A 20,577-nucleotide genomic window follows, 5' to 3' on the forward strand; every position below is an offset into this window, starting at 1 on the left:
CTCACTCGACGTGCGCCGCGGCGGCGAGGATCACCTCGGCGACGACGTCCGGCTGGGACACCGCGACCGCGTGCGAAGCGTCGATGCGGCGGACGGTCGACGACGCGCGCTCGGCCATGAACTCCTGCGCCGCGGCCGGGATCGCGTTGTCGTTGTTCGCGACCAGCGTCCACGACGGGAGCTTGGTCCACGCCGGAGTGCCCTCGAACGGCGCCGCCAGGGCCTGCTGGGCGACCGGCCGCTGGGTGACCGCCATGATCGCCGCGGTGGCCGCGGGGACGTCGGCGGCGAAGACCTCGGCGAAGTCTTCCGGCTTGATCGACAGCTCGGGCTCGCCGTTGTGCACCAGGACGTTCGTGGTCTCCGGGCCGAGCTTGGCGCCCGGGTAGCGGCCGGACAGCTCGAACACGCTCTCGCCCGCGTCGGGCTGGAACGCGGCGATGTAGACGAGGGCGCGGACGTTAGGCGTCTCGGTGGCCGCGCGGGTGATCAGGGCGCCGCCGTAGGAGTGACCGGCCAGGACAACCGGGCCTTCGACGCCGTTGACGACGTCCTGCACGTAGGCCGCGTCGGACTCGACGCCGCGCAGCGGGTTCGCCACCGCCTTGACCGGATAGCCCTGCTCCTGCAGCTTCGCGACGACGCCGGTCCAGCTCGACGAGTCGGCGAACGCGCCGTGGACCAGGACGATGGTGGGCTTGCTCATGGCTGGCTCCTTCAGGGAGAACGATCGGTCTTTCTGCCTCGCCTACTTTGGCCCCCCCGAGCCGCCTTGGCAATGTGACGAACACGATCTGGCAGAACGACCGGTCTTTCTCTAAGCTGCGAGGATGAGCACTGTCGAGCCGCACCCGAAGGACCGGCTGCTCGCGACCGCCGCCCGGCTCTTCTACGCCGAAGGCATCCACGCCGTCGGGGTGGAACGGCTGGTTTCCGAGGCGGCGGTGACCCGGGCGACGTTCTACCGGCACTACCCGACCAAGGACGACCTGGTCGCGGCCTACCTCGCCGAGACCAGCCGCCGGATCCGCGAAGCCGTCGACGCGGCGCGGGCCGGCAAGCCGCCGCGCGAAGGCCTGGTCGACGCCATGGCGGTGGTGGGCGACGCGACGCGCGGGGAGGATTTCCGCGGCTGCCAGTTCCTCAACGCCGCCGCCGAATACCCCGACCCCGGGCACCTGGTGCGCCAGGTGATCGAAGACCACCGGCAGTGGTTCTTCGGCGTCCTGCGCGAGCAGGCCGCGGCGCTCGGCCACCCGGAACCGGACCACGCGGCCCGCGTGCTCGTCCTCCTGCGCGACGGCGCGCTGCACGGCGGCGAACTCGACGACCCCGGGAAGGTGCGCGCGACGCTCCGCCGGGCCGTCGACGACCTCCTGCCGGCCTGAGCCGCGGGCCGAACACGCGTTCAAGCGGCGTTCACCTGCGAAAACCCAGCGAAGCTAGGCCGAACGGGTTACCTTGGGCGCGTGAGGTGACGGAGGTCCGAAATGGCGGCAGACGACGAGTCGCGCGTCCCGGCCTGGCTGGAGCCGATGCTAGCCAAGGCCGACGGCGGGCGGCTGCGCACCGGCCCGGAGTGGGCCTACGAGTACAAACTGGACGGTTACCGCGCCGCCATGCGGATCGCGCCGGACGGCACCACCGTGCTCACCAGCCGCAACAACATCGACTTCACCGCGGAGTTCGCCGACCTCGCCGGGGTGCTCGCCCCCGCGCTGGACGGGCAGGCCGCCTACCTGGACGGCGAGGTCGTCGTCTACGGCGAGGACGGCCGGATCGACTTCGAGCGGATGCAGGAGCGCCGCGGCCGCTGGGTCCGGCACCAAAGCGGGCCGAAGGGCCTCGAGTTCACGGACGTCCCGGTCCGCTTCCTGGCCTTCGACCTGCTCCGGCTGGGCGACCGGAGCCTGCTGGCCGCGCCGTACGACGAGCGCCGCCGCCTGCTCGCGGAGCTGCCGATGCCGGACCCGTACCGGATTTCGGTGGTCCGCGCGGTCACCTTCGACGAACTCGCCGCCGACCGCCGCACGCCCGCGGACTTCCTCGCGCACGCCGCGGCCGCCGGGTACGAAGGCGTCGTCGCGAAACTGCGTTCGTCGGCCTACTCCCCCGGGCAGCGGCCGGACTCGTGGCTGAAGCACCCGCTGATCCGGACGCAGGAGGTGATCGTCTGCGGCTGGCGGCCGGGCCAGCGCAGCTTCACCGGCACCCTCGGCGGGCTGCTGCTCGGCGCCCACGACCCCGGCACCGGCGACCTCGTCTACATCGGCGACGTCGGCACCGGGTTCAGCCAGGCCACCCGCGCCGACCTGATGGCGCAGCTGCAGGCCATCGAGCGGCGCACGCACCCGTTCGCGACGACGCCACCGCGCGAGGACACCGTCCGCGCGCGCTGGGTCGAGCCGCGGCTGGTGGGCGAGATCGTCTACCGCCAGTTCACCCGCGGCGGCCGCGTGCGCCACACGGCGTGGCGCGGCCTGCGCCAGGACAAGGATCCCGCCGAAGTCCTGGCTCCGCGCGCGGGTTCGCCCGAGCCGGCCGCCCCGGCTCCGCCGCCGCCCGAGCCTTCGGGACAGCGGATCACCGTCCAGGCGGGGAACCGGCGGCTCACTTTGTCCAATTTGGACAAGGTGCTGTACCCGGCGGCCGGGTTCACCAAAGGCGAGGTGATCAACTACTACTCGCGCGTCGCGGCGGTGCTGCTGCCGCACCTGGCGGGCCGGCCGGTGACGTTCATCCGCTACCCCAACGGCGTCGACGGCCAGAAGTGGTTCGAGAAGAACGTCCCGAAGGGTGCCCCGGACTGGCTGCGCACGGTCCGGCTGACCGGCAGCGGAGGCACGATCGACTACCCGCTCCTCGACGACCTGCCGGGCCTGGTGTGGGCGGCGAACATGGCGGCGCTGGAGCTGCACGTTCCCCAGTGGACGGTGGCCTCGGGCGCCCGCGGCACCCCGGACCGCCTGGTGTTCGACCTCGACCCGGGCCCGGGCACGACCATCGTCGACTGCTGCCGGGTGGCCGAACGCCTGCACGACGTGCTGGTGGCGGACGGGCTGACCCCGTACGCGAAAACGTCGGGTTCCAAGGGGATGCAGCTCTACTGCGGCATCAGCACGGACGACCCGGGGGCGCCCTCGGCGTACGCGAAGCGGCTCGCCCAGCGCCTGGCGCGCGAGACACCGGAGTCGGTGACGGCGGTGATGGCGAAGGCGCAGCGACCGGGCCGGGTGTTCATCGACTGGAGCCAGAACAACCCGGCCAAGACGACGGTGGCCCCGTATTCCCTGCGCGGCCGCGACCACCCGACGGCCTCGACCCCGGTCACGTGGGACGAGGTCCGCGCGTGCCGCCACGTGACGCACCTGACGTTCACGGCGGACGAGGTCCTCGATCGCATCGACGACCACGGCGACCTGCTGGCCGGGCTGACCGGCTCGGCCGGGGCCGCCGCGCTGCCGGCCTGAGGATCAGGACCGGCCCAGGAGCCGCTTGGTGAACCCGCGCACGGCCGACTCGTGTCCGGGCGGGGCTGTTGCCTGCGGAGCGGCGGTTTCACCGGGTTGCGGCGGGGTTCCGGCTTCGGAACGTGCCTGCGGGATCCCGGGGGTGTCCGGCTCGGCGGCTTCCGCAGGGTGACGGGCGTGCCTCGGCCGGCTCTGCGGCGGGACGGCGGCTTGCGGCTGCGGGCCCGGGACCGCCGCGGGCTGCGCGGATCCCGGCGGCACCACGGGAACCGGCTCGGGCTGCGCGGGTTCCTGCGGCACCACGGGCACCCGCGCGGCCGCCGCCGGAACTTCCGGCTCCACCACGGGTTGCTGCTCGGGCTGCGCAGATCCCTGCGACACGGCGGGCATCCGCGCGGCCGCCGCCGGAACTCCCGGCTCCACCGCGGGAACCGGCTCGGGCTGCGCGAATCCCGACTGCACCACGGGCACCGGCGCGGCCGCCGCCGGAACTCTCGGCTCCACCACGGGTTGCTGCTCCTCGGGCCGCGGGGCCGGGATCTCGCCCACCATCCGCCCCGACTCCGGCAGCGCAGCTTCCGGCTGCAGCTCTGCCACCCCCTGCCGGGCCGCGAGCATCTCCGGCGTGATCACCGGGGTCATCAACGGTGTGTGGGCCGCGTCGGCGTTCGGCGTCGCCGGTTCGCGGGCCGCCGGGTAGCGGGCCAGCGGGTCGTCCTCGATCGCGCCGCCGTCCGCCCGGTGGCCGCGGAGGAGACCGCAGCACCCCAGCAGGCCGAGCAGGCCCGCCAATCCCCACCACACCGTCATGACGCTCCTCCGTTCCCTCGCTCCCCCCGGATATCCGGCCCCGCGTTGCCCAACCGGAGTGCTACCCGGGTGGGTGACGGTTCAGCCCAGCTTCGGCACGTCGCCCGGGAACGAGACCGGCAGCTCGTACAGGCCCCGCGCGGTGCGGCCGCCGCCCAGCCAGCCGTGGAAGAAGATGTGGCCGTCCACCACGTCGGCGCCGCCCGGGGCGTCCACCTTGCCGCCGAGGAGGTCGGTCGACAGGAACTGGGCGTCGGCCTTCACGAACGGGCCGGCCAGCACCGGCGCCGACGCGTAACACGTGTGGTAGCCCGTGCTCTGGAACGTGTCCGCGGAATAGAACAGCAGGTAACGGGACGCCGTCTTCACCACCGAAGGCGCCTCGACGACCGCCTTCTCCGCCGTGAGGTCGGCGCGGAGCAGTTCGGTGCGCGGACCGGTGAGCGTGCGGCCGTCGGCCTGCAGCTGCTGCGTCCAGATCGCCGCCGGCGGCCCGGTCGCCGCGCCGTCGCTCTTGTAGAGCAGGTGGCGGGACCCGTCCGCGTCGACGAACGTCTGCGGGTCGATGTCACCGTGGTCCTCGGGCGCGCACACCAGCGGCCGGTCGCCGGCCGGGGTGTACGGCCCTTGCGCCTTCGCCGCCGTCGCGGCACCGAGGCACATTTCGCCGCCGGTCTTCTGGGCGGCCGCGAAGTACAGCACGAACGTGCCGTCCGCCAGCTGCGTGACATCCGGCGCCCAGAACCCGCCGTCGGTCTTAGCCCACACCGGTACCGCGCCGAGCGCGTCGCCGGCGACCCGCCACGGCCCTTCCGGTGCCGGCGCCGCCGCGAAGGGAATCCGCGTCGCACCGGTGCTCGTCGAGAACGCGAAGTAGCCCCAAGCGGTCTTGAGGACGTCCGGGTCGGGAAAGTCCTGGTTGATCAGCAGCCGCGGCGCGCTGATCGCCGCCGCTTCCGGAACCACCGCGAACGCGGCCGCGACAGCCATGACGAGGGCGAGCAGGAGACCCTTGAGACGCATACGCGATTCTGTTGACTCCCCCGCGCTTCCGGCAACGGCAGGCGGCCGCCGTCACCAGGAAGCGTGGACTTGCCCGCGCACCCGGATCGGGGGGATTCGCCCGCGCCGGGCCGGGGTAGCCGCCGTCGCATGCACGCAACGAGCGGACGCGGCGCCTACCGCGCCGGCCACCCCGTCGGCGAGGCCGAAGGCGCGGCCGCCCGGCAGGAAAAACCCTTGGGCGCGCCGGGAAAACCGCTCGATCGCCGGGCACCGTTCTTCACCGGGATGCTGGCGGCGGCCGGGGTGGTCGTCACGGTCGCCGTCGTCGAGGTCGTCCTCGCCGCCTCCGACGCGCTGCTCCTGATCGGCATCGCGTTCTTCCTGGCGGTCGGCCTCGAGCCGGTGACCGCCCGGCTCGCGCGCCGGATGCCGCGCGCGATCGCCACCGCCGTCGTCGTCGTGACCGGGCTGGCCGTGCTCGGCGGCGCGATCGCCGCGGCCGCCGTGCCGCTGGCCGACCAGGCGACGCAGCTGCGGGACGGCGCCCCGCGCTACCTGTCCCTGCTGCGTGACCACGCGACCCTGCTCGGCCAGGCCAACGAAACCTTCGGCCTCGAAGCCGCCATCCGGTCGGTCCACGTGTCCGACGTCGCGAAGTCGCTCGCCGGGCTGCTCGCCGACGCGGCGATCGTGGTCGTGCTCGCCACCTACTTCGTCGCCGACTTCCCGCGGATCCGCACGGCGCTGTACCGGCTGGCGCCCCGTTCCCGGCGGCCGCGGGTGATCCTGATCGGCGACGCCGTCTTCCGGAAGGTGGGCTCCTACCTCGTCGGCAACGTGGTGGTGTCGCTGATCGCGGGCGCGTTGACGTTCGCCTGGCTGTCGGCGTTCGGCGTGCCGTACTCCCTGGTGCTGGCCGTGCTCGTCGCCGTGCTCGACCTCGTGCCGGTGGCGGGCTCGGTGGCGGCCGGGGCCGGCACCAGCCTCGTCGCGCTCACGGTGTCGGTGCCGGTGGGGCTCGCGACCTTGGGCTTCTTCGTCGGCTACCGGGTGCTGGAGGACTACGTGCTGCTGCCGAAGATCGTCGGGCGGGCGGTCCGGATCCCCGCGCTGGTCACCGTGGTCGCGGTGCTCCTCGGGTTCGAACTGCTCGGCGTGGTGGGCGCGTTCGTCGCGGTCCCGGTCGCGGCGGCGGTGCTGCTGGTCGTGCGCGAGGTGGCCGTGCACCGGCTCGACCGGACGTGACAAAACCGCCGCGCGGAAGTCCCACGCGGCGGTTCCGGACCGGGATTCGGTCAGTTGCCCTGGGTGGTGCCGCCGTCGGCGATCTCGCCGGCGGCGCAGTTGTCCGGGCTCTCGCCCTCGGCCGAGTGGTCGCCCGCGGAGAGCACCGGGATGCCGATGCCGTTGGCCGTGTCGTGCAGCGGGACCTGGACACCGAGCACGTTGATGTCGTTGTCGCAGACGCCGCCGACGACGTTCAGGTTGTGCACCGCGTCGAGGTTCTGCACGTTGCCGACGAGGCCGAACTGGTCGGTGGAGTCGACCGGGTGGCCCGCGACGGTGACGTTGGTCGCGGACGCGGATCCGCCGAGCACCGCCATCCCGGCGGCGAGGGCGGTGGCGACGAAGCCGATCTGCTTGATCACGGGAAGAAACTCCTTCTGAAAACCCACCGGACGGTCCGGCAGGGGATCGGGGAAGGGAACGGGCCCGGCTTCGGTTCGCCGGGCCCGGGGAAGTCCGTCAGGGTGCGATCACGCCGGGCGGGACCGGCACACTTCTCCAGCGTCGCGGCCGGTCCCACCCGGGCCGGCGTCATCCGGCGTCGCGGCGTGCCCGGGACGCGGACCGGAGTGTGCAGTTCGCTCCGTGTTCCGGGCGCGCGACGCGACGGCCGCGCAACTGCCGGATCCCGTGCCGGAGCCGGCGTCCGCACACAGCGGGCGGCCCCGGCACGGAGATTTTCAGTGACCCTGGCTCGTGCCGCCGTCGGCGAGGCCGCCCGACGCGCAGTTGTACGGCCCCTCGCCCTCGGCCGAGTGCTCGCCCGGCGACAGGATCGGCACGCCGAGGCCGTTGAGCGAGTCGTGGATCGGCACCTGCACGCCGAGCACGTTGATGTCGTTGCCGCACAGGCCGAGCGTGGCGTTGACGTTGTGCAGCACGTCGGTGTTGTTCAGGTTGACCAGGCCGACCTGGCTGATCTGGTCGTAGCCGCCGTAGTGGTGGCCGTGGTGGTGGTGCTCGTGGCCCTCCGGGGTGCCGGCCGCGGCGACGCCGCCGGCCAGGAACGCGCCGGCCGCCGCGGTGACCGCGACGAAGCCAATCTTCTTCAGCATGGATTGCTCCTCGGTGAACAGTTTCGGAGAAACAGGACTGCAGCGAAGGTGTGTACTCCGTCCTGTGTGGTGGAACGTACTGATGCGCGCGCGTCGTTTCCACTTCATGCCACCATCGTGTGGCTACCGCGAGCCTCTGACCGCGTGGAGAGTGGTCCGATCGGGTTACACGCGGGCTTTCGTTCCCGCCAAGGTCTTCCGGTCATCCTCCACCGGAACCGGTTGTGGGGCAAGGAAGAATCCGGGCACGCGAAAGAGCCCCGCGCCGGGGTGGCGCAGGGCTCTTCGGACCGGTTCGCTATTGGGGCCAGGCCTCGGCTTCGGCGGTGAGCGCGGTGGTCACGTCGATTTCGCCGGACCGCACCCGCCACGCGAGCGAGTCCGGCCGCGGCTGCAGCAGGTGCCAGCCGACGACGGCTTCGTCGCCGTAGCAGGGGTTTTCCTCGTCGCCGATCCCCAGTGCGGCGAAGTACTGGCGGGCGGGCCAGGTTTCGGGAACCCAGGCACGGGCCCAGCGCACGACGATCCTGGCGAGGTCGTTGCGGCCGTCGGCGGGGTGGATCAGGCGGTCACCGGTGGTGCAGATGAGGCGTGGCGTGAAGGTCGCGCCGAGCGGCGCGACAACGAGATCAGTGTTCATTTCTCCCCCGGTCCACGGCAGTGGACGGAATGGCCCGGCTCGGATGAGCTGCTGCGCTTGAGAACGGAAAGGACGGCCGGGGCGGACGTGCGCGCACAGCGCGTCCCTGCGCGGATCTGTCTTGAAGCGGGAGCCATCTTACAAACGCCGGGAAAGCGGCCCGAACCGGGGTTCGAAGGTGAAGTCTTCGCTCGTTCCCGTGACAACGGGAGTGAACGGGAGCCGCGGGGGTACGCCGCCGGGGAAAGCCCCTCCGACCGGAAGGAAGAACCGAGATGACGCACACCGCACGGAAACTGCTCTGCGGAACGGCCGCGGCCGCCGCGATCGCGTTGACCGGCGCATGGCCCGCATCGGCGGCCCCGGAGGCGGCGACACCGGCATGGCAGGCCCAGACCGACGACGGCAACCAGGTGAATACGGCGCGGGACGACAACGACGACAACGGGTTGTGGGGCCTGCTCGGCCTGGTGGGCCTGCTGGGCCTGGCCGGACTGGTGCGGCGCGGCCCGAAGCCGGGCGCGATGGCGGGATACCCGGCGGCGCCCGCGGAACCGCCGGCGAACACGTATCCGCCGGCCAGCCCGCGACGGAACCCGCCGGGAGTCTGAGGCCGCAAGGTCGCCCACGGCCGGCGCGCGCCGGGTGCCCGGCGGTTTCCGCCGGGCGCTTGAGCGCCGCCGCCGATATCACGGCATCTCGCCGAGCTGCGGGATAACCCGCCGGGGAACTGAGCGCTACCGGTGCAACGGCCTTTGGCCGCCGGCGTGCGGCGAAATCCGCCGAACGCGTGAGCTCCGGCGGTCACCCACTGCGGGCGCGCGCCCGGAACCCGGCGGTTTCCGCCGGACACCTGCGCGCCACCGGCACCACAGCATTCACCTGCCAGCCCGCAGCCGAACCCGCCCAACGCCTGAGCTCCGGCAGTCCCCCACGGCCGGCGCACGCCGGCCGTTTGAGCGCCATCGGCATCACGGCATCCCGCCGAGCTGCGACATAACCCGCCGGACAGCCGAGCGCTACCGGTCCAACGGCCCTTAGCCGCCAGCGTGCGGCGAAATCCGCCGAACGCGTGAGCTCCGGCAGTCCCCCACAGCCGACGCGCGCCGGGAATCCGGCGGTTTCCGCCGGACACTTGCGCGCCACCGGCACCACTGCATTCACCCGCCGGCCCGCGGCCGAACCCGCCGAACGCCTGAACTCCGGCAGTCCCCCACGGCCGGCGCGCGCCGGGTGCCCGGCGGTTTCCGCCGGGCGCTTGAGCGCCACCGGCACCACGGCATCTCGCCGAACTGCGAAGTAACCCGGCAGCCGGGTGAGCGCCACCCGTCTCGCTGCATTCGCACGCCGGTCCACGGCATCCACCGGCCGGCCCGCGGCGATACCTGCCGAGCACCTGCGGTCCGCGCGCACCACAGCATCCCACAGCCGCCCCACGGCCGAACGCCTCCGCACCACCAGCACCACGGCATCCGACCGCCGCCCCGCGGCCGAACCCGCCGAACGCCTGGGCGCCACCGGTCCCCCGCACCCGGCGTCCACCGGGTGGCCGAGTGCCCCTGGTGCCGCGCACCGTGGATCCCCCTTCTCCTCTTCGCGCAGAACGTCCCGGCGCCGTCGGCGTCGGGACGTTCTGCGTTTCCTGCTTCTCCGAATGGCGCCCAGTTGTCAGCTCTCGGCACCGAGGGGGCCGCGGAAGCACGGAAGACCGGCCCCACGACCGCCGCTCAGATTAGCGAGTGACTCGGCGCACAAGAAGTGTTTCTTCACCCTACCCTACTTAAGGGTGGCTTCCGCACTTTACAGCAAACGGCCGTGATTACCCAGCCCCACCTCCCCCAAACCTCACGATTGAGTGAAAGTGCGACGTCACCCGTTCTGGTACCCCGCGAACCCGACACGAAGAAAATCGGGTTGATTCAGCCATTCATGGTAATAGGCCGCCACGGTCGAGTGACGCTATTACCTACCGTAACTGAAGCACAAAATCGCTTCGGATGCGCTTCACGCGAAGTTGATGTTTGTTGCGATGCCACCGCAAGGCCGTACACCGTGCGGAACCGAGCACCGCGACCGGCCCCGGCCATCCGCTCGCGCTATCGCGGATCGGCGCTCACGATGATCGCAGTCGGCATCGCACAATCCGGAGGAGTACGACATGAAAAGTGCACTGACCCGAGCGCTCACGGTGTTCGTCACCGCCGCCGCGGTGACCCTGGCGGGAGTGGGTGTGGCGACGGCGGGCGGGCCCGGCGGCAGCGGTTCGTCGAGCACCACCAGCGCGGCGGCCGAGGTCCAGGGCCTGCGCGACCAGCTGGCATCGCGGGCGGACCGCGGGGACGTGCCCGGCACGCGGGCCACCCTCGCGCGGCTGGACCCGCTGCTCACCGATCTGTCCCAGGGCAAGCGGTACACGATCCAGGCCGCGGCCAAGGACAGCGCGGCCACGGCGCAGCAGGAGACCGCCAAGGCGCGCAAGGGCGTCGACGACCTCGCCGCGCAGCTGCAGTCCCGCCAGGCGCTGCCGCCGGTCTCGGCCCTGCTCAACGCACTGCTGCAGCGGGTCCTGATCAGCCTCTCCGCGCTGGTGAACGACCTTCTCGGCGGGCTGCCCGTCCCGGTCGGCTGAGCCGGCCGGACCCCCGGACGGACAAGCCGGCGACGGCCCGGCGCGGTTCCCCTCCCGCGCCGGGCTTTCGTCGTCCGCGGCCGACGAACCCCTGCAGAACACGAAGAAGCCCGGTGCGGCGTGCCGCACCGGGCTTTGGCGTGCCGGGGACTATTCGTAGACGGCGTAGGCGGGGGTCGGGTTCAGCGCCATGACGTCGGCCGGGCTCATCAGGGGCGTGCCGTGGCGGGTGTCCTCCTCGAAGAACAGCTTGAACCCCGGCCGCACGTGCGCGGGCATGGTCGTCATCAGCGTCTTCCACGTCGCCTTCTTGGCCGAAGCCGACCCGATGCCGTCGACGACCTTGACCACCGAAACGCCGTGGTGGGCGTGCAGCTGCTGCTCGTCGCGCACCACGGACGCCGCGACCTGGTGGTAGACCATCACCTTGGCCGGCAGGTGGTGCGCGTCGGCCAGGGCGCCGAGGTAGCGGGCGACTTCGTCGAGTTCGCCGCCGGTCGTGCGGCCGAACTTCTTCCCGGGCACCACGCCCGGCTCCACCGCCCACTCCGGGTCGAGCGCGACCCCGACGTCCGGCTCGGTCAGCCAGCGCTCGTACGCCTGGACCTCGGGCAGGAAGTCGGCGCGGCCGGGCTGGATGTTCAGCAGCAGCAGGCCCTTCAGCGCGCGGGCGGCGTCGAGGTAGTCGCGCACCGTCGAGTCTTCGCAGCGGCTGCGGTACATGCCGTCCGCGCCGGGCGAGCGGTGCACGGTGGTGGCGATCAGCTCCACGACCGGGGTGATCGGGCGGCCCGGCGGGAACGCGGCGATCTGCTTCTGCAGCCCGCGGCTCGCTTCCGTGAGGTCGCCGGTCATGCGGCCGAGGGCCTTCGCGCCCGGCGCGCCGCAGAAGCCGACGAGCAGGCCGGTTTCGAGCGGGTTGGGCGGTGGCGGCGGTGGAGCCGCGGCGGCAGCCGCCGCCGCGGGGGCCGGCACGACGAGCGCGTTGCCTCGCTGCAGTGCGCCGCACGCGCTCGTGGCCAAGCCCGCGAGGGCGGCGGTGAGGACCAGACGTCGATCGAAGGTTCGTTCGGCGGCAACCGCCTTTTTCGGGACCATCGAAGAAAAGTACCCGATCACGATCTTCGCGAAACCCGTTCCCCGACGATCACCGCATCGTGCAGGATTTCGATTCCGGGATGGGCGCCCCGGCCTGGGGAAACCCGGTTTCCGGGGCTGCGGTGGGCAATTCCGCCATCACCCGACCCGGTGGCTCGGCCCGCACCCGCTGCGGGGCGGCGCCACACTTCCGGCATGCGTTGCCTTTTCCGGTTCGGTACCGGGTTCACCGCACTCCTCGCCTTGGCGGCCTGTGGCGGTCCGGCGCCCGTGGCCCCGGCGTCCGCGCCGCCGCGGCCGGCGCCGTCCGCGGCCCCGGCCCGCGTCACGGCCGCCGCCGCCCGGCAGGCCGGCGCCGACGAGCTCGGCCGGGTGCCGGTCCTGATGTACCACCGCCTCAGCGCGCAGCCGCGTTCGGTGTACGACCGCACGCCCGCCGACTTCACGGCGGAGCTCGAGCGGCTGGCGGCCGAGGACTACGTGCCGGTCACGACGGCCGACCTGGTCGCCCACCGCCTCGACCTCCCGGCCGGCGCGCACCCGGTGGTCCTGACCTTCGACGACGGCGACCCGAGCACGTTCAGCCTCACCCCGCAGGGCCAGCCGGCCCCGGGCACGGCGGTCCGCATCCTGCTGGACGTCGCGGCGGCGCACCCGCGGTTCCGCCCGGTGGCGAGCATGTACGTCAACGAGCACCCGTTCGCCGACCCGGGCGACGGCCGGACGTTGCGCTGGCTGGTGGAGCACGGCTTCGAGATCGGCAACCACACCCGCAAGCACACCAACCTCCGCAAGGCCACGGAGAGCGAAGCGACCACGGCCATCACGGAGGGGGACGCCCTGATCCGCAAGGCGGTCCCGGGCTACCAGCCGACGACGCTGGCGCTGCCGTTCGGGGCCCACCCGCACCGCGAAGAGCTGGCGCAGCGCGGCGCCGGCTATTCGTACGCGGGGGTGCTGCTGGTGGGCGCCGGGCCGGCCCCGTCGCCGTGTTCCGCCGAGTTCGACCCCGGCGCGATTCCCCGGATCCGTTCGCAGTCCGAAGGCCGCGAAGCGGAGTACGGCTCGACGCACTGGCTGGACGAGCTGGCGTCCCCGAGCGGCCACCGCTACACCTCGGACGGAGACCCGTCGACGGTGTCGTACCCGCGTTCCGAAGGCAAGGTGGCGCCGGCGTGTGCGAGCGTGGGCCTTGCCTACTGACCCGCACCCCGTCGCCCGGGTGGACTGGCTGCCGCAGCCCCGCCGCCGCAACCAGCCCACGCACCAGACGGCGCCGCCACGGTCGCCGCGGATCCCGCGCATCCCGGCGCAGAAGCAGCCACCGGCGGCCACGGGCCAGGTGGCTCCCGCCGCTGCACCGGCCTGGACCGCGGCGGGTGTTCCCGAGGCACCGGCAGATACCGCGCCCCCGACGCAGACGGCACCCTCGGCGCACGCGGCCCCGACGGCTGCCGCGGCTGGGGTTGCGCCTGCCGAGGCACCGGCACCTTCAGTTCCGGAGGCACCCACCGCCCACACAGCCCCGACGGCTGCCACGCCCGGCATTGCACCGGCCGAAGCACCGGCACCTCCGATTCCGGATGCACCCTCGGCGCACGCGGCCCCGACGGCTGTCGCGGCTGGAGTTGCACCTGCCGAGGCACCGACAGCTGCGGATTCGGAGGCACCCACCGCCCACACAGCCCCAGCGGCTGCCACAACCGGCATTGCAGCGGCCTCTCCGGGTCCGGCAACGCCATCGGCACCCACCGCCGACGCGACCGCAGCTCCCGCAACACACGCACCCCCCTCGGCCCAGGCGGCCCCGGCGACCACCGCCGCTCGGATCGCGCCTGCCGAAGCATCGGTGCCGGCTCAAGCAACTCCGGCCGAGCCCGCGACCGAACCCGATACCCCGGCTTGGCCAGGCCCCGAGGATCTCGCCGCGGCACCTCCGGTCCCGGCATCCCCGCGCCCGCCCCGAATCTCGGCCGAAGCCACACCGGCAACCCCGCAAGACTCAACAGCGACCACCTCCGAAGCACCGGAATCCGCCCACGCCACAAGGCAAAGCCCGCCGATCGCCCCCGCGCTCGCCGTCGGTCCGCCCGCCCCGCGCGTTCCGCGGATCTCGACCGCGCCCGAACCCGTCGTCGTTCCCGCGCCTTCGCCGCCGCCCGCGCCGGCGTCGCCGCCCTGGTGGCCGCCCGCCGTGCTCGTGTTCGCCGTTGCCCTCGCCCTTGCCCTGCTGCTCACGCCCCGCGCCGCCGAGCCCAAGCGGGTGTCCGGGGTCGCCTCCGCGCAGCCCGCCGGCTCCGTACCCGCCGCCCGGCCCGCTCCTGCGCCGGAACCGGCCGCGCTGCCCGATGGCGTTCCCGTCCCCGAAGCCGGCGCCGGGACCTGGCACGTCGTTCCCGGGCCCGGCCACGACATCGGGTCCGGCGACCGCGTCCTCACCTACACCGTCGAAATCGAGGACGGGATCGACGTTCCCGGCTTCGACCGGGACGTCGACGCGATCCTCGCCGACCCGCGCGGCTGGACCGGGCTCGGCGAGGTCACCTTCCGCCGGCTCGGTGATCCCGGTGCCCAGCCAGCCGTCCGGATCAGCCTCACCAGTCCCGGGACCGCGCGGCGGCCCGACCTCTGCGGCTTCACCATCCCCTTCGACTCCTCGTGCCGGCTCACCCACGACCACCGGATCGTCCTCAACCTCGCCCGGTGGCTGCGCGGCGCCCACTCCTACGACGGGGACCTGGCCGGCTACCGCGCCTACGCCGTCAACCACGAGATGGGGCACGCCCTCGGCCTCGGCCACGTCGGCTGCCCCGCGCCCGGTGCGCCGGCGCCGGTGATGATGCAGCAGACCTTCGGGCTCTCCAACACCTACCTCGCGAACCTCAACCGCGCCGAACCCGGGGCAGCCACCAACGTCCGGCCCGACGGTGCGGTCTGCCGCCCGAACCCCTGGGTCACCGACCCGCACTGACGCACTGGTTTGGACCCTCCGCTCCGTGGGTACTTTCCGCCCCTCTGGGAGGGGTGCGCAATGGTGCGGAAACTTCTGGCCGGTGCGGGTGTGGTCGTGCTGCTCGCCGGGTGCGGCGGAGTCGGCAGCGGGGGTGACACCGGCGGCGCGGTGACCCTCACGACCATGGGCTTCGGCCTCGGCGACGAGATCGCCACCACCCGGGCCGACCTGGCGGGCAAGGCGATCGCGCCGGCCACGGTGAAGATCGGCGGCAGCGCCTTCGACGCCCAGCAGTTCCTCGCCGCGGTCGCCTCGCACACCCCGCCGGACCTCGTCTACCTCGACCGGCAGCTGCTCGGCACCTACGCCGCCCGCGGCACCCTCGAACCCCTCACCGACTGCATCGCCAAGCAGCACGTCGACGTCGGGCAGTACCGGCCCGCCGCGCTGCAGGAAGTCACCCTCGACGGCAAGGTCTACGGCCTGCCCGAGTTCTACGACAACCGGGTCCTGCTGGTGAACGACACCGCCGTGGCAGCGGGTGGCCTGACGCCCCGGGACCTCGCCCCGGCCGACCGGGCCGAGCTGGCCTCGGCCGCGCAGAAACTGACCGCCCGCACGAACGGCACCCTGTCCCGGATCGGGTTCGACCCGAAGATCCCCGAGTTCCTCCCGCTGTGGGCCAAGGCGAACGGCGTCCGGATGCTCAGCGACGACGGCCGCACCGCGCACCTCGACGACCCGCGGCTGGCCGATGCCCTCGCTTACACCAAGTCGCTGATCGACGCCCAAGGCGGCTGGGGCGCGGTGAAGGCGTTCCGCGACTCGTTCGACTTCTTCGGCGAGAAGAACCCGTTCAAGCAGGGACAGCTCGCGGCCACCCTGATGGACGACTGGTACCTCAACGTCCTCGCGAACTACTCGCCGGACGTGCGGGTGACCGCCGCGCCGTTCACCGACACCAGCGGCACGCCGATCGACTGGGTCACCGGCAGCGCCTGGGTGATCCCCGCCGGCAGCACCCACAAGGACCAGGCGTGTGCCTGGATCAAGACCATGACCGACGCGCCGACGTGGGTCGCCGCCGCCAAGGCGCGGGCCGAAAAGCGCAAGGCCGCCGGCAAGGCGTTCACCGGCGTGTACACCGGGAACCGCGTCGCAGACCAGGAAATCTTCGGCAGTCTCGTGCAGCTGGCGGACCGGCCGGCGTTCGACGCCGCCGTCCGGACCGTCCTGAAGGCGCAGGACAGCGCCTTCACCATGCCCGCGTCCCCGGCCGGCTCGGAGTTCAAGACGGCCTGGCAGAACGCCGTCAACCGGGTCCTGTCCGGCGAGCAGCAGCCCGCCGACGCCCTGCGGCAGGCCCAGCAGGAAGCCCAGCGGGCGCTCGACGCCGCGGTGGCCCACCGGTGAGGCGGCGCACGCGGGAAACCTGGGCCGCGTACGCGTTCCTGTCGCCGTGGATGATCGGGTTCGTCGTCTTCATGGCGATCCCGATGGTCGCCAGCCTGGTGCTCTCCTTCACCGACTACGACGCGCTGCGCTCGCCCGACGCCGTCGGCTGGGCCAACTACCGGCGCCTGCTGGACGACCCGGCCGTGCGCAAGAGCCTGGTCAACACCCTCGTGTACACCGTCCTGTCGGTGCCCGCCACGATGGCCGTCTCGCTGGCGCTGGCGTCCCTGCTCACGCGGGCGGGGCGCCGGTCGGCCGGGTTCTTCCGCACGGTGTTCTACCTGCCCGAGGTCACCCCGAAGGTCGCCGTCGGCGTGCTGTTCCTGATCCTGTTCAACGGCCAGGTCGGGCTGGTCAACGCCGTGCTCGGGCTGGTCGGCATCGACGGGCCGCAGTGGAGCACCGACGGGGCCTGGGTGAAGCCGGGACTGGTGCTCATGCACCTGTGGTCGGTGGGCAGCACGGTGGTGATCTACCTGGCCGCGCTGCGCGGCGTGCCGCGGGAGCTGTACGAGGCCGCCGAGCTCGACGGCGCGTCGGCGTGGCAGCGGTTCCGGCGGGTCACCGTGCCGATGATCAGCGGGGCGCTGTTCTTCACCCTGATCGTCCAGACGATCGCGGCGCTGCAGTCGTTCGACGAGGCCTACACCGCCTTCTACGGCTCCGCGGCGTCGGCGACCTACAGCAACGACGCCGCGCTGTTCTACCTGATCTACCTGTTCCAGCAGGCGTTCGAGTTCCTCCACCTCGGGTACGCCTCGGCGATGGCGTGGCTGCTGTTCGTCGTGATCTTGGCGATCACGCTCGTGCAGGTACGGCTGAGCCGCCGGTTCGTCTACTACGAAGGCGGTGACCGGTGACCGCGCGCCGCGTGCTCCGGTGGGGCGCGCTGACCGCGGCGACCGTGCTGTTCCTCTACCCGTTCGTCTGGCTGCTGAGCGCTTCGGTGAAGCCGCGCGCGCAGGTCTTCGACAACCTGCTGATCCCGCGCACCTGGGCGTGGGACAACTACGTCGAGATCTGGCGGGCGGCCCCGGTCGCGGCCTGGCTGGTCAACAGCGTGGTGGTGTCGCTCGCCGCGGCCGTGACCGTGACGCTGACCAGCTCGCTGGTGGCGTTCGGCTTCGCCTACTTCCGCTTCCCGGGCCGCAACGCGTTGTTCGGCCTGGTGCTGGCCACCATGATGCTGCCGGCCGCGGTGACGATGATCCCGGTGTACCTGATCTGGAACAGTGTCGGCCTGGCGCACACGCAGGTGCCGCTGTGGGCCGGGAACCTGTTCGGCAGCGCGTTCTACATCTTCCTGCTGCGCCAGTTCTTCCTCGGCCTGCCCCGGGAGGTGTTCGAGGCGGCCCGCGTCGACGGCGCGAGCCACTGGACGCTGTTCTGGCGGATCGCGGTGCCGCTGTGCCGTCCGGCGCTGATCGTGAGTTTCGTGTTCGAGCTCAAGGCCAGCTGGTCGGACCTGCTCAAGCCGCTGATCTACCTGCGCGACCCGGCGCTGTACACGCTGCCCCGCGGGCTCAAGGCGCTGTCGGACCAGTTCGGCCAGGCGAACGAGCAGCGGTGGGAGATCGTGCTGGCCGGGAGCGTCATCACGACCGTGCCGCTGCTGATCGTGTTCTTCGTGGCGCAGCGCCACTTCCTCGCCGGGATCACGACGGAGGGCGGCCCGAGGACACGGGCGTGACGGCGCACCTCGCCAGCACCTGACACGGAGGGTGGCGAACCGTCAGCCGGACGAGGTGTCGCCGGTCCCGAACGGGGATCTTGTGCCACCTCGCTGCACACCGGGGCGGGGGCCTCGCTGGGCCGGACGGGCCACGCTCGGCCAGCGCGAGTGAAGCGCCTTGTCCAGGTGAAACTCCCGGCACTAGCGTCGACGGGGAGGGGACGAAAACCGGGCCGCCCCGGCCGGCGGCCCGGTTTTCGTTGCCTGCCAGCGTAACCGCCAGCGAGGAGTTGCTTGATGACCGCTCTCGACCAGCCCGTGGCCCGCACCGCGTACCAGCAGTCGGTGGCCGCCTACTGGAACGCCGAAAAGGATCCGGTGAACCTCCGGCTGGGCGACGTCGATGGTCTCTACCACCACCACTACGGCCTCGGCGACTACGACCCGGCGGTGCTGGAAGGCCCGGAGGCCACTCGCGACGAGGCGATCATCGCGGAGATGCACCGGCTCGAGACCGCGCAGGCGGAGGTCCTGCTCGACCACCTGGGCCCGATCGCGCCGTCGGACCGGCTGCTGGACGCGGGCTGCGGCCGCGGCGGCACGAGCGTCATGGCCCACCTGCGGTTCGGCTGCCAGGTCGACGGCATCTCCATTTCGGAGCAGCAGGTCGGGTTCGCCAACGAGCACGTGCGGCGGCGCGGGATCGACGGCTCGGTGCGCTACCACCTGCGGAACATGCTCGACACCGGCTTCGAATCCGGCGCGTTCCAGGGCATCTGGAACAACGAGAGCACGATGTACGTGGACCTGCACGCCCTGTTCGCCGAGCACGCCCGGCAGCTCAGGCCGGGCGGCCGGTACGTGACGATCACCGGGTGCTACAACGACGTCACCGGCGGCCGGTCGCGCGCGGTGAGCCAGATCGACCAGCACTACATCTGCAACATCCACGCCCGCGGCGACTACTTCAAGGCGTTGTCCGCCAACGGGTTCGTCCCGATCAACGTCGTCGACCTGACCGCGGCGACGATCCCGTACTGGGAGCTGCGGGCGAAGTCGTCGGTCGCCACCGGGATCGAGGACCCGTTCCTGACCGCCTACCGCGAAGGCAGTTTCCACTACCTGCTCATCGCCGCCGACCGCGTCTGAGGCGGGGCCGGTGCCGGAGGAGACCACCATGACCGGCTGTCCACAGTGGACGAGCGGGGACCTCGGCCTGCCGGCGGGACCGTTCGGTCTCGGGACGTCGGCGGCCCGGATCGCGACGCAGTTCGCGCCGGCGTCCGGGCCGGACCCGGCCTACGCCTACCTGCCGTGGGGTGACGGCAGCGCGCCGCCGCTGTACTGCCCGGTCGTGGGCCGCGTCGACGACGGCCTGGCCGCGGAGGTGGACCGGCGGCTGGTCGCGTGGGCGGCCGGCTGCGGGTTCACCGGCAAGGGCCTGGAGCAGATCGCCGGCGCCGGCTTCGGCCGGCTGGTGATGCTCGCCCACCCCGACTGCGACGACCCGGACCGGCTGCTGGTCGCGGCGCAGCTCAACGCGGTCTGGTGGGCGGCCGACGACTACTACGCCGACGACAGCACGCTGGGCGCGGCGCCGACCGAACTGCCGCCGCGCCTGGCACTCGTCATGGCGGCGATGGACCCGGTCGCGCCGGCCGGGGAGTTCTCGGCCCCGCTGGACGAGGCGCTGCGGTCCGACCCGATCCTCGTCGGGCTGCACTCGGCGATCGACCACCTGGGCCGGCACGGTTCCCCGGTGCTCGTGCAGCGGGTCTGCTACGCGACGTTCTCGATGTTCGTCAGCTGGGACGCCTACGCGGCCTGGCGCCACACCGGCCGCTACCCCCCGGCGTGGGAATACCTGGCGGCCCGCCAGCACGACAGCTTCTACACGTCGATGACCCTGGTCGACGCCGTCGGCGGCTACGAGCTGGCCGCGCCGTTCTACTACGACCCCCGCGTGCGCGAGGCGATGATGCGGGCCGGCACGGCGTCGGTGCTGGTCAACGACCTCCATTCGGTGGCCAAGGACGCGGCCGACGAGAAACCGGTCTGCAACATGGTCCTGCAGATCGCCGCCGACCGCGGTTGCGCGGTCGAAGAGGCGGTCGAAGCCACCGTCGAGCTGCACAACCGGATCGTCCACGAATTCGAGGACGGTCACCGGGACCTCATGGCGGTGCCGTCACCGGAACTGCAACGGTTCCTGGTCGGCGTCCGGTCCTGGATGGGCGGCGGGTTCACCTGGCACGCCACCAACCCCCGCTACCAATGAGTGAGGTTTCGCTGTGACTGTCACCGACCCGGTGGATGCCGTGGACACCGACGAACGGGCCCCCTCGAGCCTGAGCCGGGCCGCGGCCCGCACCCTGGCCACCACCACCAAATCCGTCCCCCAGATGCAGGGCATCTCCAGCCGCTGGCTGCTCAAACTCCTCCCCTGGGTCGAAGTCTCCGGCGGGGCCTACCGCGTCAACCGCCGCCTCTCCTACTCCGTCGG

General features: G+C 72.3%; 19 protein-coding genes and 1 pseudogene. 13 read left to right on the forward strand and 7 right to left on the reverse strand.

The window, feature by feature from the left end; all coding sequences use genetic code 11:
* Position 1: 1 nt before the first annotated feature.
* Positions 2 to 706, reverse strand: a complete 705-nt coding sequence (locus AB0M93_RS34385) for an alpha/beta hydrolase (protein WP_364281508.1) — start codon at positions 704 to 706, stop codon at positions 2 to 4.
* A gap of 124 nt (positions 707 to 830) precedes the next feature.
* Between AB0M93_RS34385 and AB0M93_RS34390 the strand changes: the two genes are divergently transcribed.
* Together AB0M93_RS34390 and ligD are read left to right on the forward strand one after the other, a co-directional pair.
* A complete protein-coding gene (locus AB0M93_RS34390) occupies positions 831 to 1,388 on the forward strand; it encodes a helix-turn-helix domain-containing protein (RefSeq protein ID WP_364281511.1) in 558 nt (185 codons plus the stop codon).
* A 102-nt stretch (positions 1,389 to 1,490) separates the two neighbouring features.
* Positions 1,491 to 3,470, forward strand: coding sequence for a DNA ligase D (gene ligD / locus AB0M93_RS34395; RefSeq protein ID WP_364281514.1), 1,980 nt, complete (start codon positions 1,491 to 1,493; stop codon positions 3,468 to 3,470).
* A gap of 3 nt (positions 3,471 to 3,473) precedes the next feature.
* Here ligD and AB0M93_RS34400 read toward each other — a convergent pair whose 3' ends face one another.
* Together AB0M93_RS34400 and AB0M93_RS34405 are read right to left on the reverse strand one after the other, a co-directional pair.
* Complete coding sequence (locus tag AB0M93_RS34400) at positions 3,474 to 4,280, reverse strand: hypothetical protein (RefSeq protein ID WP_364281517.1); 807 nt, start codon at positions 4,278 to 4,280, stop codon at positions 3,474 to 3,476.
* Between the two features lie 81 nt (positions 4,281 to 4,361).
* Complete coding sequence (locus AB0M93_RS34405; protein ID WP_364281520.1) at positions 4,362 to 5,303, reverse strand: glycoside hydrolase family 43 protein; 942 nt, start codon at positions 5,301 to 5,303, stop codon at positions 4,362 to 4,364.
* 129 nt (positions 5,304 to 5,432) lie between these two features.
* On the opposite strand from AB0M93_RS34405, the gene AB0M93_RS34410 reads away from it, so the two are divergent.
* Positions 5,433 to 6,530, forward strand: coding sequence for an AI-2E family transporter (locus AB0M93_RS34410; protein ID WP_364281523.1), 1,098 nt, complete (start codon positions 5,433 to 5,435; stop codon positions 6,528 to 6,530).
* Positions 6,531 to 6,580: 50 nt separating this feature from the next.
* On the opposite strand, the gene AB0M93_RS34415 is transcribed toward AB0M93_RS34410, so the two are convergent.
* The 3 genes from AB0M93_RS34415 to AB0M93_RS34425 form a co-directional block, all read right to left on the reverse strand.
* The gene (locus AB0M93_RS34415) at positions 6,581 to 6,934 is read right to left on the reverse strand and encodes a hypothetical protein (RefSeq protein WP_364281526.1); all 354 of its coding nucleotides are present in this window, start codon (positions 6,932 to 6,934) and stop codon (positions 6,581 to 6,583) included.
* Between the two features lie 318 nt (positions 6,935 to 7,252).
* Complete coding sequence (locus tag AB0M93_RS34420; RefSeq protein WP_364281529.1) at positions 7,253 to 7,627, reverse strand: hypothetical protein; 375 nt, start codon at positions 7,625 to 7,627, stop codon at positions 7,253 to 7,255.
* Between the two features lie 298 nt (positions 7,628 to 7,925).
* Entirely contained in the window at positions 7,926 to 8,267 is a 342-nt protein-coding gene (locus tag AB0M93_RS34425; protein ID WP_364281532.1) for a hypothetical protein, read from the reverse strand.
* Between the two features lie 275 nt (positions 8,268 to 8,542).
* Here AB0M93_RS34425 and AB0M93_RS34430 point away from each other — a divergent pair, with 275 nt between their 5' ends.
* Both AB0M93_RS34430 and AB0M93_RS34435 read left to right on the forward strand, forming a co-directional pair.
* Positions 8,543 to 8,878: a WGxxGxxG family protein gene (locus AB0M93_RS34430; RefSeq protein WP_364281535.1), complete on the forward strand. Its 336-nt coding sequence runs from the start codon at positions 8,543 to 8,545 to the stop codon at positions 8,876 to 8,878.
* A gap of 1,547 nt (positions 8,879 to 10,425) precedes the next feature.
* Positions 10,426 to 10,896: a hypothetical protein gene (locus AB0M93_RS34435; RefSeq protein WP_364281538.1), complete on the forward strand. Its 471-nt coding sequence runs from the start codon at positions 10,426 to 10,428 to the stop codon at positions 10,894 to 10,896.
* A 150-nt stretch (positions 10,897 to 11,046) separates the two neighbouring features.
* Here AB0M93_RS34435 and AB0M93_RS34440 read toward each other — a convergent pair whose 3' ends face one another.
* On the reverse strand, positions 11,047 to 11,994 hold the full coding sequence (locus tag AB0M93_RS34440; protein ID WP_364281541.1) for a hypothetical protein: 948 nt from the start codon (positions 11,992 to 11,994) through the stop codon (positions 11,047 to 11,049).
* A 195-nt stretch (positions 11,995 to 12,189) separates the two neighbouring features.
* Here AB0M93_RS34440 and AB0M93_RS34445 point away from each other — a divergent pair, with 195 nt between their 5' ends.
* From AB0M93_RS34445 to AB0M93_RS34480, 8 genes and pseudogenes are all read left to right on the forward strand, one after another.
* The gene (locus tag AB0M93_RS34445; RefSeq protein ID WP_364281544.1) at positions 12,190 to 13,197 is read left to right on the forward strand and encodes a polysaccharide deacetylase family protein; all 1,008 of its coding nucleotides are present in this window, start codon (positions 12,190 to 12,192) and stop codon (positions 13,195 to 13,197) included.
* Between the two features lie 991 nt (positions 13,198 to 14,188).
* Entirely contained in the window at positions 14,189 to 14,965 is a 777-nt protein-coding gene (locus AB0M93_RS34450) for a DUF3152 domain-containing protein (RefSeq protein ID WP_364281548.1), read from the forward strand.
* A gap of 60 nt (positions 14,966 to 15,025) precedes the next feature.
* Positions 15,026 to 16,360, forward strand: a complete 1,335-nt coding sequence (locus tag AB0M93_RS34455) for an extracellular solute-binding protein (protein ID WP_364281551.1) — start codon at positions 15,026 to 15,028, stop codon at positions 16,358 to 16,360.
* Positions 16,357 to 17,262 carry a sugar ABC transporter permease gene (locus tag AB0M93_RS34460; protein ID WP_364281554.1) on the forward strand — a complete coding sequence of 302 codons (906 nt, stop codon included), beginning with the start codon at positions 16,357 to 16,359 and terminating at the stop codon, positions 17,260 to 17,262. Before AB0M93_RS34455 ends, AB0M93_RS34460 begins: the two co-directional genes overlap by 4 nt.
* Positions 17,259 to 18,092 (forward strand): carbohydrate ABC transporter permease, encoded by an 834-nt coding sequence (locus AB0M93_RS34465; RefSeq protein ID WP_364281556.1) that lies wholly within the window; start codon positions 17,259 to 17,261, stop codon positions 18,090 to 18,092. The genes AB0M93_RS34460 and AB0M93_RS34465 overlap by 4 nt, the downstream gene beginning before the upstream one ends.
* A 279-nt stretch (positions 18,093 to 18,371) precedes the next feature.
* Complete coding sequence (locus AB0M93_RS34470; protein WP_364281559.1) at positions 18,372 to 19,223, forward strand: geranyl diphosphate 2-C-methyltransferase; 852 nt, start codon at positions 18,372 to 18,374, stop codon at positions 19,221 to 19,223.
* Between the two features lie 28 nt (positions 19,224 to 19,251).
* Positions 19,252 to 20,352, forward strand: coding sequence for a family 2 encapsulin nanocompartment cargo protein terpene cyclase (locus AB0M93_RS34475; RefSeq protein ID WP_364281562.1), 1,101 nt, complete (start codon positions 19,252 to 19,254; stop codon positions 20,350 to 20,352).
* 13 nt (positions 20,353 to 20,365) lie between these two features.
* Positions 20,366 to 20,577, forward strand: a pseudogene (locus AB0M93_RS34480) (Crp/Fnr family transcriptional regulator); the annotation flags it as partial.

The organism is Amycolatopsis sp. NPDC051102 (assembly GCF_040682815.1).
GTDB lineage: Bacteria > Actinomycetota > Actinomycetes > Mycobacteriales > Pseudonocardiaceae > Amycolatopsis.